Origin of the sequence: Leptothoe sp. EHU-05/26/07-4 (assembly GCF_043421015.1) — a bacterium.
GTDB classification, from domain to species: Bacteria; Cyanobacteriota; Cyanobacteriia; order Phormidesmidales; family Phormidesmidaceae; genus Leptothoe; species Leptothoe turfae.
Genome location: NZ_JAXSQV010000002.1, coordinates 75089 through 90791, shown reverse-complemented (window position 1 = coordinate 90791; position 15703 = coordinate 75089). Strand labels below are relative to the sequence as shown.

Annotated in this window: 14 protein-coding genes and 1 riboswitch; of the genes, 9 read left to right on the top strand and 5 right to left on the bottom strand. The window is 47.9% G+C overall.

Annotated elements, in window-relative coordinates; translation table 11 throughout:
• Positions 1–15 precede the first annotated feature (15 nt).
• From U2F10_RS02250 to U2F10_RS02220, 7 genes are all read left to right on the top strand, one after another.
• A complete protein-coding gene (locus U2F10_RS02250; protein ID WP_348917863.1) occupies positions 16–495 on the top strand; it encodes an ArsR/SmtB family transcription factor in 480 nt (159 codons plus the stop codon).
• The gene (locus U2F10_RS02245; RefSeq protein ID WP_348917896.1) at positions 377–976 is read left to right on the top strand and encodes a Tll0287-like domain-containing protein; all 600 of its coding nucleotides are present in this window, start codon (positions 377–379) and stop codon (positions 974–976) included. Before U2F10_RS02250 ends, U2F10_RS02245 begins: the two co-directional genes overlap by 119 nt.
• 39 nt (positions 977–1015) lie before the next feature.
• On the top strand, positions 1016–1555 hold the full coding sequence (locus U2F10_RS02240; protein ID WP_163659290.1) for a DUF3122 domain-containing protein: 540 nt from the start codon (positions 1016–1018) through the stop codon (positions 1553–1555).
• 57 nt (positions 1556–1612) lie between these two features.
• Positions 1613–2197 carry a ferritin-like domain-containing protein gene (locus U2F10_RS02235; RefSeq protein WP_499059150.1) on the top strand — a complete coding sequence of 195 codons (585 nt, stop codon included), beginning with the start codon at positions 1613–1615 and terminating at the stop codon, positions 2195–2197.
• Between the two features lie 358 nt (positions 2198–2555).
• Positions 2556–3638, top strand: a complete 1083-nt coding sequence (psbA, locus tag U2F10_RS02230) for a photosystem II q(b) protein (protein WP_163659292.1) — start codon at positions 2556–2558, stop codon at positions 3636–3638.
• Positions 3639–3733: 95 nt separating this feature from the next.
• A complete protein-coding gene (locus tag U2F10_RS02225) occupies positions 3734–4588 on the top strand; it encodes an acyl-CoA desaturase (protein WP_499870475.1) in 855 nt (284 codons plus the stop codon).
• Positions 4589–4771: 183 nt separating this feature from the next.
• On the top strand, positions 4772–6757 hold the full coding sequence (locus tag U2F10_RS02220; protein ID WP_499870473.1) for an amylo-alpha-1,6-glucosidase: 1986 nt from the start codon (positions 4772–4774) through the stop codon (positions 6755–6757).
• Here U2F10_RS02220 and U2F10_RS02215 read toward each other — a convergent pair.
• The 4 genes from U2F10_RS02215 to U2F10_RS02200 all read right to left on the bottom strand — a co-directional run bounded on the left by U2F10_RS02215 (position 6754) and on the right by U2F10_RS02200 (position 12163).
• Positions 6754–7866, bottom strand: coding sequence for an iron chelate uptake ABC transporter family permease subunit (locus U2F10_RS02215; RefSeq protein WP_499870472.1), 1113 nt, complete (start codon positions 7864–7866; stop codon positions 6754–6756). The genes U2F10_RS02220 and U2F10_RS02215 overlap by 4 nt on opposite strands.
• A gap of 190 nt (positions 7867–8056) precedes the next feature.
• Complete coding sequence (locus U2F10_RS02210; RefSeq protein WP_499870470.1) at positions 8057–8830, bottom strand: phosphodiesterase; 774 nt, start codon at positions 8828–8830, stop codon at positions 8057–8059.
• Complete coding sequence (locus tag U2F10_RS02205; RefSeq protein ID WP_499870468.1) at positions 8827–10101, bottom strand: ABC transporter substrate-binding protein; 1275 nt, start codon at positions 10099–10101, stop codon at positions 8827–8829. Before U2F10_RS02205 ends, U2F10_RS02210 begins: the two co-directional genes overlap by 4 nt.
• Positions 10102–10123: 22 nt before the next feature.
• Positions 10124–12163 (bottom strand): TonB-dependent receptor plug domain-containing protein, encoded by a 2040-nt coding sequence (locus U2F10_RS02200; RefSeq protein ID WP_499870467.1) that lies wholly within the window; start codon positions 12161–12163, stop codon positions 10124–10126.
• A 383-nt stretch (positions 12164–12546) separates the two neighbouring features.
• A riboswitch (cobalamin riboswitch) is annotated at positions 12547–12702 on the bottom strand.
• 166 nt (positions 12703–12868) lie between these two features.
• Between U2F10_RS02200 and U2F10_RS02195 the strand changes: the two genes are divergently transcribed.
• The gene (locus U2F10_RS02195) at positions 12869–13852 is read left to right on the top strand and encodes a phosphotransferase enzyme family protein (protein ID WP_499870465.1); all 984 of its coding nucleotides are present in this window, start codon (positions 12869–12871) and stop codon (positions 13850–13852) included.
• Positions 13853–13873: 21 nt separating this feature from the next.
• On the opposite strand, the gene U2F10_RS02190 is transcribed toward U2F10_RS02195, so the two are convergent.
• Positions 13874–14653, bottom strand: a complete 780-nt coding sequence (locus U2F10_RS02190) for a TetR family transcriptional regulator (protein ID WP_499870464.1) — start codon at positions 14651–14653, stop codon at positions 13874–13876.
• A 52-nt stretch (positions 14654–14705) separates the two neighbouring features.
• On the opposite strand from U2F10_RS02190, the gene U2F10_RS02185 reads away from it, so the two are divergent.
• On the top strand, positions 14706–15695 hold the full coding sequence (locus tag U2F10_RS02185) for a Rieske 2Fe-2S domain-containing protein (RefSeq protein WP_499870463.1): 990 nt from the start codon (positions 14706–14708) through the stop codon (positions 15693–15695).
• The last annotated feature ends 8 nt before the right edge of the window (positions 15696–15703 follow it).

Below are 15703 nucleotides of genomic sequence, written 5' to 3'. Positions count from 1 at the left end.
TACTCCCCCCAAATTATGGAGACTCAGCCGCACCAAGTGGAACCCCTTTCAGCTCTGCTGGAAAACCACTTTGAACAAATAGCAGAGCGATTCAAACTGCTAAGCGATCCCAGTCGGTTACGAATTATCTCTGCTATTTGCAGCCAGGAACGCAATGTCACTGAGATTTGCCAGCGAGCTGGTTTAAACCAGGCCAATGTCTCTAAACACCTACAGTTGCTTAAATGCTCGGGTGTTGTCACCTGTCGACGCGTCGGCAGTTGTCGCTATTATCGGATTATCGATAAAGATCTACTATCACTCTGTGCCAGATCCCTAACGGAGATCGAACAGTTTAGCTTATCCCCCAATCTAAGGGACGATATCCATGTTCAGAATTCTATCCAAAATCATACTGGGTTTTTCGCTAATCGTTCTCGTTGTTCTTGTCTGCCCAGCAATCGCTCAAGCTCAGCCGGAACCCGCTCAGCTAGCCAAAGCTGTTCAGGAGATTGAAAATTTAGACGCTATGCGCAGCGGACTAGCCGATTACCTGAAAGATGCGCCAGAACCACCGACGGCGGAGACCATGAAGAAAGTGTGTAAACCCGTTGGCATGAAAGCCATGCAACTCAGTCAAGAGAACGGTTGGCAGGTAAAGCAAATGGCCAAAAAGTATCGTAATCCAGCCCATAAACCCGATAATCTTGCCGCTACTAATGCCCTGTCTACATTTGAGCAATCCCCAGAGTTAATGGGATTCTGGGAAAAAGAAACCTTGAGCGACCAAAGTGGCACTCGCTATTATCGTCGCATCAATGTGGAAGCAAGTTGTTTAGCCTGCCATGGGCTCAAAGACAATCGTCCTCAGTTTGTCAAGAATAACTATCCCCAAGATTTGGCATACGACTTCAAAGTGGGTGACTTACGAGGAGTTTATGCGGTGTTTATTCCCGATTCAGTGCAGCAGTCGGTTCAAGCTGCCCTGGGCGAATAAGCTAGTAATAGTATAAACAGGCATCATTGGGAGATTTTTATGATGTGGTCACGTGTACGCCAGCTGATGCTTTGGCTGCTCACTTTCAGCATACTATTAGTCCTGAGCCTGACAGGGATTGAAAATCTCACGGTGCTGCCAGCATCTGCCGCGATTCGCCAATTGGAAGAGGCTCCTGGTCAATTTGTTTATCAGTCACGTCAGACCCTGCACGATCAGCATAACAATAGTTGGCAAGCGATCGCATTTAAACGCATTCGCCCAGATGGCAGCACCTTTTTCTATCTCCGGCTGGTTGGTTTTCCCGGCACTGCGGCCATTGATCGTTCACAGCCCCTGGTGTTAACCGACTCTTTAGGCAACACCCTAACTGCAAACGACGCCTCTCGAAAAATTTTCACGGATGCGGATGCACCGGAACCCAATGTTGGTCAATATGATTTGGCACCGATTGTATCTGAGTTAAGGGCGGTAATCCCCTTGAAGCTAAGTCTCCCAACCACTCAAGGTGAGCCAGTCGAACTTCTGGTATCCCCAGCTCTTGTCAAGGAGTGGCAGGTCCTGGTTACTCAATCCTAAACAACCATAGACCCTAAAATTTGCACAACCAAGATATTCAATTTGAGAGAAAAAAGTATGAAACGTAGATGTCAACAAGGCCACCGGCAACAAGGTCGTCGGCAACAAGGCCACCGGCAACAAGGCCACCGGCAACAAGGTTATCGTCAACAACATCGGCGCAGACTAGGTGCCACTGGACTTTGTAGAATGGCGTTCCTAGCATCAGCATCTCCTATATCCGCTAGTTCTAGTCTTGATGAGAGAACTCAACAAGCAATGATTGATGCCATGAATGATGAGTATCAAGCGAGGGCACTTTACACTGCCGTCATTGAAAAGTACGGAGCCATTCAGCCATTTAGTAATATTATTCAATCAGAGGAGCGCCATGCTCAGCGTTGGCACACCTTATTTACACAGTGTGGTCTCCCCATTCCTGAAGATACGTTTGCTGGTAATGTAAAGGCCCCTGAAACTCTGCAAGCAGCTTGTGAAATGGCCGTTGAAACAGAAATTGCTAATGTACAAATGTATGATAGCTTTCTTGAATTTGTTGAGGAGCCTGAGCTGAGGGCAACGTTTACCCAGTTTCGTAACGTTTCAAAAAATAATCATCAGCCAGCATTTGAACGCTGCCTCAGCTGGTTCTCCAGCATCTGAGTGAAGTTCTAGCCTGGGTCAGGACAACATCTCGCCGTACTAGTTATTGTCCTGACCCAGGGTTCATTGCCTAGTACTCTGTGGCGTAAGGTTGCCCATTATCAAATAGTGATGGGGTAGGTAATAGGGTGATTATTTAAGCGCAAGTGGTCTAGCACACCATTGGCACGTTACTAATCGCTATGACGCTCTAGATGCATGCATCTAGAGCGTCATAGCGATTAGTGTAGAAATAAATGACAAAAGTTTTTCCATTTATTTTGTTAAATATTTCGCTACATAGTTATATAATTATATAGCGCTACATTAAGTGCAAATTTCTTTGCCAGTTTGTTTTCGCTACAAACAATATGGACTCATGAATAATACACTTCAGAAATATCAACAGATTAGTCCATGGGAACGCTTTTGCGCATGGATCACCAGCACTGAAAATCGATTATATGTTGGCTGGTTCGGGACCCTTTTGATTCCCACAGCCCTGGTCGCTACGGTTGTTTTTGTCCTGGCCATGGTGGCAGCACCCCCCGTGGATATGGATGGGATTCGAGAGCCCATTAGCGGCTCCTTGCTCTACGGTAACAATATGATTACCGCCACCGTGGTGCCCTCCTCCAATGCCATTGGCCTCCACTTTTATCCCATCTGGGAAGCCGCCAGTCTAGATGAGTGGCTTTACAACGGTGGCCCATACCAGATGATTATCTTTCACTTTCTCATTGCTGCCTATGCCTATATGGGCCGTCAGTGGGAACTGAGCTATCGCTTAGGCATGAGACCCTGGATTGCCGTGGCCTATTCGGCTCCGGTGGCAGCGGCTACTTCTGTGTTACTGATTTACCCCATCGGCCAAGGCAGTTTCTCGGATGGCTTGATGCTCGGCATCTCGGGCACCTTCAACTTTATGATTGTGTTTACAGCCGAGCACAACATTCTCATGCATCCCTTCCATATGCTGGGGGTCATCGGTGTCTTCGGGGGGGCCTTGTTCTCAGCCATGCATGGCTCCTTGGTCACCTCGTCGTTAGTGCGGGAAACCACCGAACTTGAATCCCAAAATGCTGGCTATCGCTTTGGTCAAGAGGAAGAAACCTATAACCTGGTTGCCGCCCATGGCTACTTTGGACGCTTGATCTTTCAATATGCTTCGTTTAATAACAGTCGCTCGTTGCACTTTCTACTGGCCGCCTGGCCGGTGGTCGGGATTTGGTTCGCCTCCCTGGGCATCTGCTCCATGGCCTTTAATCTCAATGGGTTCAACTTTAACCAGTCCATTCTAGACAGTGAAGGGCGCGTGGTGAATACCTGGGCCGATGTGCTGAATCGCGCCAATTTAGGCATTGAAGTCATCCATGAGCGTAATGCCCACAACTTTCCCCTGGATTTGGCGTCTGGTGAGGCCGCTCCCGTTGCACTGACAGCACCCGCTATCGCCGCATAAGATCAAAATTGGTTCCTTAATTCAAAACTTAAGTCATTCACCGTGGGGAGTTTAATGCTCCCCTCTTTTGTCAACAATTCGTGTAAAGCATCTATATGACAGAAAATTCAGTCCCGAAAAACACAGCAACCAAGCCGCCCTTGAATTGGACAACTGTTACCTTTTTTACACTTGTTCATCTTCTTGCTTTGCTAGCTCCCTGGTATTTTTCATGGCAGGCTTTGGGCCTTACCCTATTGCTCCACTGGCTCTTTGGCAGCATTGGCATTTGCTTGGGATATCATCGGCTCCTCAGTCATCGCAGTTTCCAAGTGCCAAAATGGTTGGAATATTTGATTGCCTTGGTCGGGACATTAGCGTTGCAGGGAGGGCCAATCTTCTGGGTTGCTGGACATCGTCTACACCATGCCCATACGGAAGATGAACAGGAGGATCCCTATTCTGCTAAGCGAGGATTCTGGTGGAGCCACATGCTCTGGATGTTATATCCCGAAGCAAAGTTTTTTGACTCAGACCTATACAGCCGCTATGCTCCAGAGTTAGCAAGAGATCCTGTTTATCGATGGCTAAATCGCAATTTCATACTCTTGCAAATTCCTCTAGGATTATTGCTCTATGGCCTAGGTGGATGGTCCTTTGTGATTTACGGTATCTTTTTGCGAGCGGTGCTGCTATGGCATAGCACCTGGTTTATTAACTCAGTTACCCACATGTGGGGGTATCGCACCTTTACTACTGCGGATAATTCTCGGAATCTCTGGTGGGCTGCTATCTTCACCTATGGAGAAGGCTGGCACAACAACCACCATGCCTACCCTAATGTCGCTCGAGCTGGATGGCAGTGGTGGGAAATTGATGTCACCTGGTGGGCGATTTGGGTATTGAAAACGCTCGGACTTGCTACAAAAGTTGTCAAAATACCTGCCCATGTGAGTCCAACACTCAAATAGATTCTTTAGTGAATAGCCCCAGACATCGTTTAGCGCCACACCGCTGCTGACCAGGGAGACAGAGCCTTGCACCCTACAAAAGAGGGCTGTCTCCCTGGTCAGTTTTGCCATGGGACTCTTCCAGTAAATACCATGCTTTAAGATTTGAATCTAAGGTTTTTATATGGTAGGGATGGCCGTGCAATGCTGACATTTGGGCGAGAGCTTTGTGGAGATTTGGCGACGGCTGAAACTCGAGAATGGCTGGTAACAAATGGTATGGGTGGTTATGCCGCTGGTACAGTGGCAGGCATTCTTACCCGGCGTTACCATGGCTTATTGGTCGCGGCTCTGCAACCACCCCTGGGGCGCACGCTGTTGGTAACCAAATTAGAAGAAGCAGTCTATACCAATAAGTCCTATGAGTTGAGCACCAATCGTTGGATAGATGGTAGTGTTTCTCCCCAGGGCTATCGGTTTATCGAAAGCTTTCGGCTTGATGGGAGCATACCAGTTTGGACGTTTGCCCTAGACGATGCCTTATTAGAAAAACGTATTTGGATGCAGCCTGGGGCCAATACAACCTATGTCCGATATTACTTGCATCGGGGCAACGCGGTGGAATTGTCGCTAAAAGCGTTGGTTAACTATCGAGATTATCACGGCAACACCCAAGCACGAAGCTGGCAGATGGAGACCGGATGTGTTCCCCATGGCCTTTGTGTTCAAGCTTTTTCTGATGCGGTTCCCTATTATCTTTTTAGCGATCGCGGCCAGTTTCAATTACACCATGATTGGTATCAGAAATTTGAGCTTTCCCTAGAGCGGTATCGAGGTTTGACCAATCGAGATGATCACCTGTGTGTTGCCAGTTTAGCTGTGGAACTGGCTCCAGGTGAATCATTATTGGTTGCGGCTAGTACCGTGGCTGCACCGTCCTTAGACGGGGAGTCGGCCCTGGCCATGCGGCAAACCTATGAACGCCAGTTGTTGGCCCAGGCATTCAACATATCAGAACAACAGCATCCATTATCCACGTCAGGGGAGTTTCAACAGCTTGTTTTAGCTGCCGACCAGTTTATTGTTGATCGCCCCTTGGTGAATGAACCTGAGGGTAAAACTGTGATTGCCGGTTATCCATGGTTTGGTGATTGGGGACGGGATACGATGATTAGTTTGCCGGGGCTAACCTTGGCAACGGGGCGGCCCCAAATCGCACGTACGATTATTCGGACCTTTTCTCGCTATCTGGATCAGGGGATGTTACCTAATCTGTTTCCTGATGCTGGAGAAACCCCTGAATACAATACGGTGGACGCGATTCTCTGGTATTTTGAGGCAATTCGAGCGTACTATGCAGCCACTGGAGATGATGCGCTGCTGAGGGAGATTTGGTCAGAGTTGGCGGCGGTGATTGACTGGCATCAATGCGGTACTCGCTACAACATTCATCTGGATAGCGATGGCTTAATCTATGCTGGCGAGCCCGGTGTGCAGCTAACTTGGATGGATGCCAAGGTGGAGGATTGGGTGGTCACTCCCCGCATTGGCAAGCCGATTGAAATTAGTGCGCTTTGGTACAATGCATTGCGCTGTATGGAACTGTTTGCGCGGGTTTTAGGGAAGCCAGCACAGGATTATAAAACCCTGGCACAGCATACGTTAATCGGGTTCCAACGGTTTTGGTACGGGGCTTACTGCTATGACGTTCTAGATGGTCCCGAGGGCCATGATGCGGCGATGCGTCCGAATCAGATTTTTGCCATTTCCCTACCCTTTGCTGGCGGTGAGGCTGGGGGTGCTTTATTAGAGCCGGAGCAACAACGATCTGTGGTTGATGTGTGTGGTCGAGAACTGCTAACGTCCCACGGGTTGCGATCGCTAACGCCCACCCATCCTCAATATGTTGGTACCTACGGTGGTGATTCGCTGGAGCGTGATGGTGCTTATCACCAGGGCACTACCTGGGGGTGGCTGTTGGGTCCCTATGTGCAGGCACATTTTCGGGTATATCAGGATGCGGCTCGGGCCAGGGAGTTACTTACCCCCCTAGTGCAGCATCTCCATGGGGGCTGTATTGGTAGTCTCAGTGAGATTTTTGACGGGGATGCACCGATGACACCACGGGGGTGTATGGCCCAGGCGTGGACGGTGGCAGAAGTGCTGAGGGTTTGGCAATGGTTGGGTTAAACCTGGTGTTTTCCATGTTTGAGCATCAGCCAGATGAGCACCGGGGCTCCTAGCAGGGCCATGACGGCATTAAGGGGTAAGACCGTTTGATTGCCAGGCACCTGGGCAATACTGTTGGCCACCAGGGCCAACAGGGCTCCTAGTAAGGCAACGGCGGGAACCAGCACACGATGGTCTTGGGTGCGGCAAAGACTGCGCCCCAGGTGAGGAACGGCAACACCTAGAAATGCAATGGGGCCGCAAAAGGCGGTGACGCTGCCCGCTAGCAAAGAGGCGCTAAAGATCAGATAACAGCGGACCATTGTCATGGATAATCCCAGGCTGATGGCTTGTTCTTCTCCCAGGAGTAAGAGATTTAAGGGTTTACAGGTAAGTTGGGCAATGGCGAGTCCAAAGATGACGACGGAGAGCAAAATCGGTAGTTGTTGCCAGGTGACGCCGCTAAAGCTGCCAAAGGTCCAGTTTAGATAGGTGAGGGTTTGTTCAAGGTGGCTAAAGTGCAACAGGATAGTCACTAGGGCAGTGGTGATGTAGCCCAGCATCAGCCCAAACACTAACAGGGCCAGGGAGCTACGTATTTGGTGGGCCATGAGCAGGATCAGGAACATTGCGATCGCAGCGCCCACACTGGCGGCTCCGACCACGCTTAGCTGTCCCCACCAGCCAATACTGCCGCCGGTTAAGACAATCAGGGCCGCACCCAGACTAGCACCGGCATTGATACCAAGGACTGACGGTCCGGCCAGGGGGTTACGAAATAGGGCTTGGAGTTGGAGTCCGCTGATGGCCAGGGCTGAGCCTGCTGCCATGGCGGTTAGGGAGCGGGGGAGACGGAAATTAAGGATAATTTCTTGCCAGGCGGGCTTAGCGGCGGTGCCACCCAAGAGAACGGTCAGCACTTCATGGGGGGGAATGGCGACGGAGCCTAGGGCGAGGCTAGCAAGAAATATGATAATAAGCGCCAGGGTGAGGAGGGTAAGGCCACCGAGGTGGCTGATGGAAAGTGATTTAAGTCGGTGATTAGTTAGTTTGTTGAATATTTTTTTTGGCTGGGAGATGGTTGGGTGTTTTGTATGGGTGGAGTTGAGGGTGTAGATTTTGTTGGCCATAGTTTTTGGGTGGGTGAGGTAAGTTTTTAGTGAGATAGTCTTTATGATTAGGAACTTCCCACCCCCCCTTTTTGAGGTGCACTGCGGAGTTCTTCTCCCTACCCCTCTAATGCGAGGGGCGTGGGGACGTTGATGTCCCCACATCAGGAGGGTTTCAGGGAGGAAAGCCCTGAGCAACCCCCATCCCTACTCACCGCTCCCCATCCACAATATTCACCCTCCTCACCTCTGTCTCATACCTCCCATCCCCATACAACCAAACCAACCGGAACCCTGGCTGAGTATCATCCATAGCCGCAACCGCTGGTGTCACCTGCAAACAAGTCGACGGACACCCATAAACCCCAATGCCCCTGGCTGTTTTGTGTTGAAATTCATGGTGAATATGTCCAAAAACAACTAACTTCACCTGCGAAAATTGCTCAATCAGCGCGAAAAACTCATCGGCATTTTTCACGCCTATTTGATCTACCCAATCGATGCCCACAGAGACGGGATGATGATGCAGTGCAATTAAAGTGGGCTTAGGCGGATGATGGGTTAAATAAAAACGCAGTTTTTGTAACTGCTGTTCAGAAAGATGACCTTCGCCAAAGGTGGCATCTAGAAAAACTGAATCAAGCAAAATCAGTTGCCATGGCCCCAGGTCAATGGAGCTCAGCCCCTGACTAGCGGGCAGAACCTGGAGTACTTGTTGCAGCATGTCTAAACGATCGTGATTACCAGGTAGCCAGTAGGTGGGAATTTGCAGAGGTGAGAGTGCATCCACCAAATTCCCATAGGCCTCAGCCTCTCCCTGTTCAGCCAAGTCACCCGTCAATAGCAATCCATCAGGCTTACACTGGGTAACTTCCCGTAACACTGCGTTAAAGGTCTGCCAAGTATTACAGCCCCGCAGCTGGTCCGTGGTTTTGGCTAACAAATGGCTATCAGTCACTTGGGCTAAGAGAATAGAATGGCTCATGGTTCTAGCTTTTGGTAATAAACCAGTTCATGGTCAGGTAATAGCTGTGGATGAAAGATCTTAACTAAATCTGCCAGGAGCAAGTGGGGTTTAACGGCCCCACTCTCCCAGTAGTCATTGCCGCCAGTGTCATTGATGCGGGCATTGTTGTTAAAGACGTTGCCCTGCTTAAAGGCATCAAAACTGCCATAGCGAGGGTCGGTTGCGATCGCATCGCCATAACTGAACCAATCTTGACTGACATTTACCCAGACATCAGCTGTCGCCGCCTGGTCAACGACAGACTCAAAATCAAGCGGTATAGTAACCGTAGACTCATTCTCTTCCCACAGATAAGCAGAACCTGCATCTCTGAGTAACTGGGCGGCGTAGCTCTTGCCACCTGGCATGTACCAGGTACCCTCATAACTGAAACCAGAAAAGACCGTTGGCCGGTCTAACAGACCAGCCGTCAGCTCCACTAGAGATTCATACTCAGTCGAAATATCTGTAAAGACCTGCTGAGCTTTAGCCTCCTGGTTAAAGAACAGAGCTGTAAACAGCAGCCACTCAGCGCGTCCGAGGGGAGAGTTTTCCACATATTCTCCTGCCAGGACCACTGGCAAGCCTGCCTGTATCAGACGACTGTAGCCATCAACATCCGGGTCGCCTATACCATAGGTCATGATCAGCTCTGGTTCACTCACGAGTAGTCGCTCTAGATCGAGAGTTTTACCAGAGCTAAAGGCTATGAGTTCCCCTTGTTCAATTTTTTGACGAACGCTAGGAGTATACACAAAGCTGAAGTCATCCATACCTACAAGCCCATCTAACTGGTTCAGCAGTTCTAGGTGAGGCAGGTAGGTGGTAGAAAGTGTAACCACTGTATTGACCGGGACTTGTATGACTTGAGCCTCTTCAAACCCTTCTGGAACCGGAGTTCCGCACTGCACTAGCAGATACTCAAAAGTCTCATTAGCCGCTTGCCAGGGCTGAGTAACGGTAACGACCTTGTAGTGGTTGTAATAGTCAACGGAAAAGCCAGTTGCGTATTTAGGCTGAACTTTGTTGGGAAAGTAGTCTGTGGCAGGGTTGTAGTCTGCGACACAGGCAGCATGATTATCAGCTGTGGCAGGTTCTGATGGAAGTTGTCGGCAGCCAGCCGTCGCCAACAGCCCCAATAGCAAGACGGTTGTTACAGACTTTAGAATAGATGATGTTGACGTGGTCGAGCCCCCCCTATAGTCTCCCTTTACAAGGAGGACAGAGGCCAGCTTTTCAAATCGATCCATTGTTACCCCTCTCCCTACTTGATCAGAAAGTTCCTTTCAAACCCACCTGAACGCTCCGACCTATGCCAGGAAACCCAGGAAACTCTTCAAACTGCTCATCAAAAATATTGTCTAAGCTGGCATTCAATGCCCAGCTGTCGCTTAGAGGCAACCGTAGCTTAAAGTCCAAGGTTGTTCGCCCATCAAGGGTTTCTGAATTACCCCGATCAACAAAAGTATCACTGATGGAGCGTAAGAATAGAGCCGCGTATACCCCATCGCCGGGTTCATAAGCCACACCTAAATTAAAGCTGTCGGCATTGGTAAACGGCAAAGAATTACCTCGATCATCGGGGTTATCACTTTCCCTAATTTCTGGACGATTCCACGTGTAATTTGCAAAGGCAAACACACCGTCAAGCACTTGGTAATTTAGCTCCGTCTCAATCCCGATGGCCTCCACTCGATCAATGTTTTCGAACCTCATGGTATCACTGTCAAAGTTAATGGCATCCTTAATTTCATTGCGATAGAAGGTAACCCTAAATAAGCCCCGGTCGCCGATTTGTTGATCAATACCTACGTCAAAGCTAATGCCAGTTTCAGGTTCAAGGTTTGGGTTGTTGGTGTTGAATGTGGTCAGAAAAAGATCCGATAAGGTAGGCACACGAAAATTGCGAGCAAAGTTAGCCCGAAAATTCGTGGTATCGGTTAAAGCCACCCGTGTACCTAAGTTAAATGAAGTAAAAGAGTCTTCATCAGCCAGATCGTTAAAATCTTGCCGAATACCGGCATTAACACTGATGCGAGAGGTGATATCAGCCTGGTATCGAGCAAAAATACCGGTTTGATTAATGCTTTCGTCATAGGCCTCAGTGGTTAAATCTGTCAACAAATTAGTTGTTTCGTTGTCTGCTTGAACATTACGGTAGTCGACACCGTAGGTAATGTTCTGATTATCAGCAAACTGCCAGGTATGCTGCAATTGCCCACCTAGGGAAATTTGATCGATCCTATCTTCTGAAGGCGTATCAAAACTGCTATCGGCAATGGGATCCTTGAAGGTAAGGTCAAGGAAATCACCAAATAATCGTGCTGTTAGCAATGAGTTATCCCCTTGCCCCAGCTTGGATTCATAGGTTAAATCCAGTAGTAAATTTTCTGTATACTGACTATCGTCTTCAGTCAGTGTATTGAACGCACCAAAGCCGCTAGGAGTCGGCACACCACCAGGAACATTTAAATCTTTGGTGAGATACAATGCCCCCAGACTTACCCGATTGCGTTCATTAAGGTCAGCTGCCAACTGAAAATTAAGATTGTTATAAAGCACCTCCGCATTGCTGCGATCACCCTCAAAGTCTGTTGTGCTTAGGCTAAAAGGAAAATCATTTTCTGAATCGGTACGGTTATAACCGAGTCTCCAATCAACATTGCCAGTGTTTCCCCGCACCTGTAGTGCCTGACTGTTATAGCCAAAGCTGCCAAGATCTAAGCTAGTGGTCACCTCTATGCCTTCTTCTTCCAGCGGTCTGCGGGTAATGATATTGATGACACCACCAATGGCATTGGATCCATACAGGACTGAGCCCCCCCCTGGCAGCACCTCAATTTGTTCGACCGCATCGGTTGTAAAGGTCGAGAGATCAAATCCACCGGCTGCACCGATCTCGTTTATTGGACGACCATCTAGCAAAATCAGGGTTTGAGCTGTTCCACCTCCCCGAATAAACTGACCACTCTGAGAGCCCAACTGGCCACCTGCTGTACCTTCGCTCAATATTCCGGGTAGATAGAGTAGGGCTTCATCAACAGTGCGGGCTCCCTGCGTTTCAATTTGCTCGCGATTAATCACATAAACAGGCTGTGTTGACTCACGAACAGTGCCTTCACGACGAAAAGGAGAGTAAACAGGCTGATCAAGGATACTTTCAACAACATTAATCCGAATAACGTCATCTACCTCAGGAGTCTGAGCTAATTCAGATTTTTCTAGCTTGGTTGTTTCTCCAGCCCAGGCGGGTGATGCCAATAGAAAAGATAGAAGCGTTAGAGAAGCAGGGAACTTGGACATAGTAGACATTGGTCTTTTGGTTTTAAGTGTGTATTGTGTGGAGAAACGAACAACCAAAGGATCACCTTTATCCCCCAAACCCTTCTCCTGAAGAAGGAAGGCAGTAAGAGAGGAGATTTTTTGAGAAAAACAAATTCTTTCAAGCCAAAAATTCTCTCCTTGAGGAGAAGGAGAGGGATTTAAGGTGTGGAGGCCAAAGCAACTTGCAGACAAAAGTTAAGGCTAGAGCCATGCTTCAGATGACTATTTAGCTATGCCACTGAAGCTAAAGACCGTATGCATAGACTCTAGTCAATTCTGTTTCAAGGGCTATAGACATATCGACAACAAACTCGCCGTTGGAGCCTGGACCGGGCAAAAAAGATTTGATTCACATCCGTACCTCGCAGATATCTTAGGTCACAGCATCGGCGGGCGTTCTGACTGAGAGGCATAAACAAAGTTTAGAACCTCTTTCACAGCTGCGGGACAGTGGTAGATTTTCACTACGCTTTCCCCATTAACTCCAGTGGCTGCTCCCCACTAGAACCGATCCAGAGTAAAATCATATCACACTGATCTAAAGTGAGATGTTCAGATTAAATACCTAGATACTGTTGGCCTCCTCAAAAGACTTTTGTCTGAGCCACCTTGTGAGCGACCTTGATAACCAATGCCTATCCAGGTAGCTCACCATTCTATGAATCTGCAACGGCGATCATTAATCTGTTTACTATGCCTCAGCCCAGCTTGACTATTAAAGCGACGTATTCGACCTTGAGTGCATCTGAGCTGTTGAGTAAAGTAGCACCGCAATATAAAATGTCGAATCCTGTCTCCTGCGAGTTTTGGCATAGGGGGCTCAATGACACCTATAAATTATCTTCCGAAAAAGATGATTTTATATTGCGGGTGTATCGACACAATTGGAGGACACGCTCAGACATAGAGTTTGAACTAGCGGCACTGATGCACTTACATAAGCAGGGGGCAGCTGTTGCTATTCCTATTGAGAGAAAGCAAGGAGGGTTTATTACCCCAATTATTGCTCCAGAAGGAGAACGACACGTTATTATCACTCAGTTTGCCCAAGGAAATATCTTAAAGTTTAACGATCCAAAAGATGCAACTCTCCTTGGTCAGGCAGTGGCAGAAATACACAGTTGTTCTTCAGGATTTGAGTCTAATGCTAGCCGCTATACATTAGACCTCAAACATCTTATAGATGAGCCTTTGGTCAAGATCCAACCTTATTTAGCAGAAAGGCCCTCAGACTGGGAGTTCTTAAGTGAGTTAGCCAACAGTCTTTTTACAATTGTTAATGCTACAGAGGTAGGTAAGTTGGACTATGGGTTTTGCCATGGTGACGTTCATGGAGAGAATGCCCATGAGCATGGTGGCAAGGTCACACACTTTGATTTTGACTGCTGTGGCCTGGGTTGGCGCATTTATGATCTGGCCACATTTAGGTGGGTGATTAGGCTGCTTGGCAAAGAAGATGCCCTATGGTCAAGTTTTCTAGAGGGATATAGGTCAAAGAGAGAGATTTCTGATTTGGATTTAAGTCTTATCGAACCGTTTATTGCCATACGAGATATTTGGTTCTTTGGGCTTAATACCGGTCATTCCCTGGCACAGGATTGGCTCAATGATGACTATATTAATTTTCATCTAAATTTTCTCAAACAGATATCTGAAAAGATCAGCTCAGGTAACTAATTAGACCTAAGGGTGGACAGGCTAATCGCTCGCAAGCGACTGGACAAACTGTTTACCACAATCCTTACAGAGATAACACTGCTTTCCTCGACGACGACCATTTTTTGATAGTCGTTTTGACTGACAGTGCGGGCATATCATTACTTTCATTACATTGATGGCACGATCATTCCCAACATGCGGTTCTAAATATGACACTAGTAAGTCCTCAATCTGCTGTGTCAAGCGCTGACGATGCTCTTGGTCAGAGGTGTGTAGAGCCTTCAGAATCAAGGCATTAGAACTGTGCACACACACTTCGGCCAGAAGGTCACATTGGGCTTGCCCTAAGGATGAATTACGCTGTTGTAGAATGTTGGCCAGGAAGTCAATGGCTTCTTGGGTCATGCTGTCGTCAATCGACTGGAACATATCGCGAGCGGTGTAAAACTGGACAAACACCACTCTAGATACAGGCTGCTCAAACAGCTCTACTGCTGAAGATATAAGGGCATGAATCATTGGCCGCAGGGGTAGCTGCACAATTTCTGGCGTATTAATATGGGCCCAAAACTGCTTGACGCGTTCCACATGGCGCAGCTCCATCGCGTTAAAAATAGCCGCTTTATCTGCAAAAAACTGATACACAGACCCAATGGCTGTCCCAGCTTTCGCTGCAATTTGATGGGTGGTGGCAGCGTTATAACCAACCTCATCAAAAACTGCCGCCGCCGCATCTAAAATTTTTTCCACCCGCTCTTTGCCCCGCTCTTGCTTGGGCTGTCGACGAAGATTTTTTGACAAATGCGACTGGTCTGTCATATTTTTAAAACACGACGGATTCCTCACAATTTTATAACTAACGGAGACCCCCATGAAGTCTATGCTTTTTGGTGCGCCCTGGTTATTGGCGCACAGGTCTATGCTGGCAGTGGATCAACCGCGCAAAATGTCGCTGTATGGCAGTGACTACGTGATGTGGAAGGATGCCATTGGAGACATTCATGCACTGCCCAATGCTTGCCCTCACATGGGAGCCATGCTATCAGAAGGATGGTGTGAAACCAACAGCGGCACCAGTACGGTAACCTGTCCATTTCATGCCCTTGCCTTTGATGGCAAGGGCTGTACGGTATTGCCTGGGTCAGGTAAGAAAACGCTGCCTCAATTAAAGCCGTTAAAACTCTTTATTCAGGGCGATTTTATCTGGTCCTATGGGGATCATCAGCCAAAAATTGGGATTCCCACAGTGTTGGATGATGTGGCCAAAACATATAACTTTGTGGGTCATACCGCTGATATCAGGGTTGAAACTGATTTACTGACGATGCTGCTCAACATGCATGACTATAACCATCAAAACGGTACTCACCGAGATTTATTTCGGATTACTGAGGTAGAATTTCATCAGTTTGTTGATCAGGGGCATCACTCCCATGCGTTTTATGAAATGCCCACTGAACCTTATTCTCTATTAGAGAAAGTGAGAAAGCCAGATCTCTTTCTATTGCCTAATAGGCTGAAAGCTCACCTGGAGAACCATTTTCCATCTTTGGTTATTTTTCATGGAGAAACTCCATTGGGTAAAATTGCTCAATGTCATCTCTTTATACCTGAAGCGGAAAACCGAACTCGCACATATATCTTGTTGTTTGGTCAGGCAAAACATCCGCTATTTAATCTGCTAGGTGACAGCTTTCTTAACTTTAGCAAAGTGGTTGTCGAACAAGATGCAGATATTCTGGGCAAAATTTACTCTGATACACCTAGAAAAATCAAGCTCAACAATGAAGTGGGTATGGACTGGGTACGTCGTAACTTTGAAAGTTTTCCAACTGTTGTCGAACCTAATCTTTCAAAGTAATGGAAGGT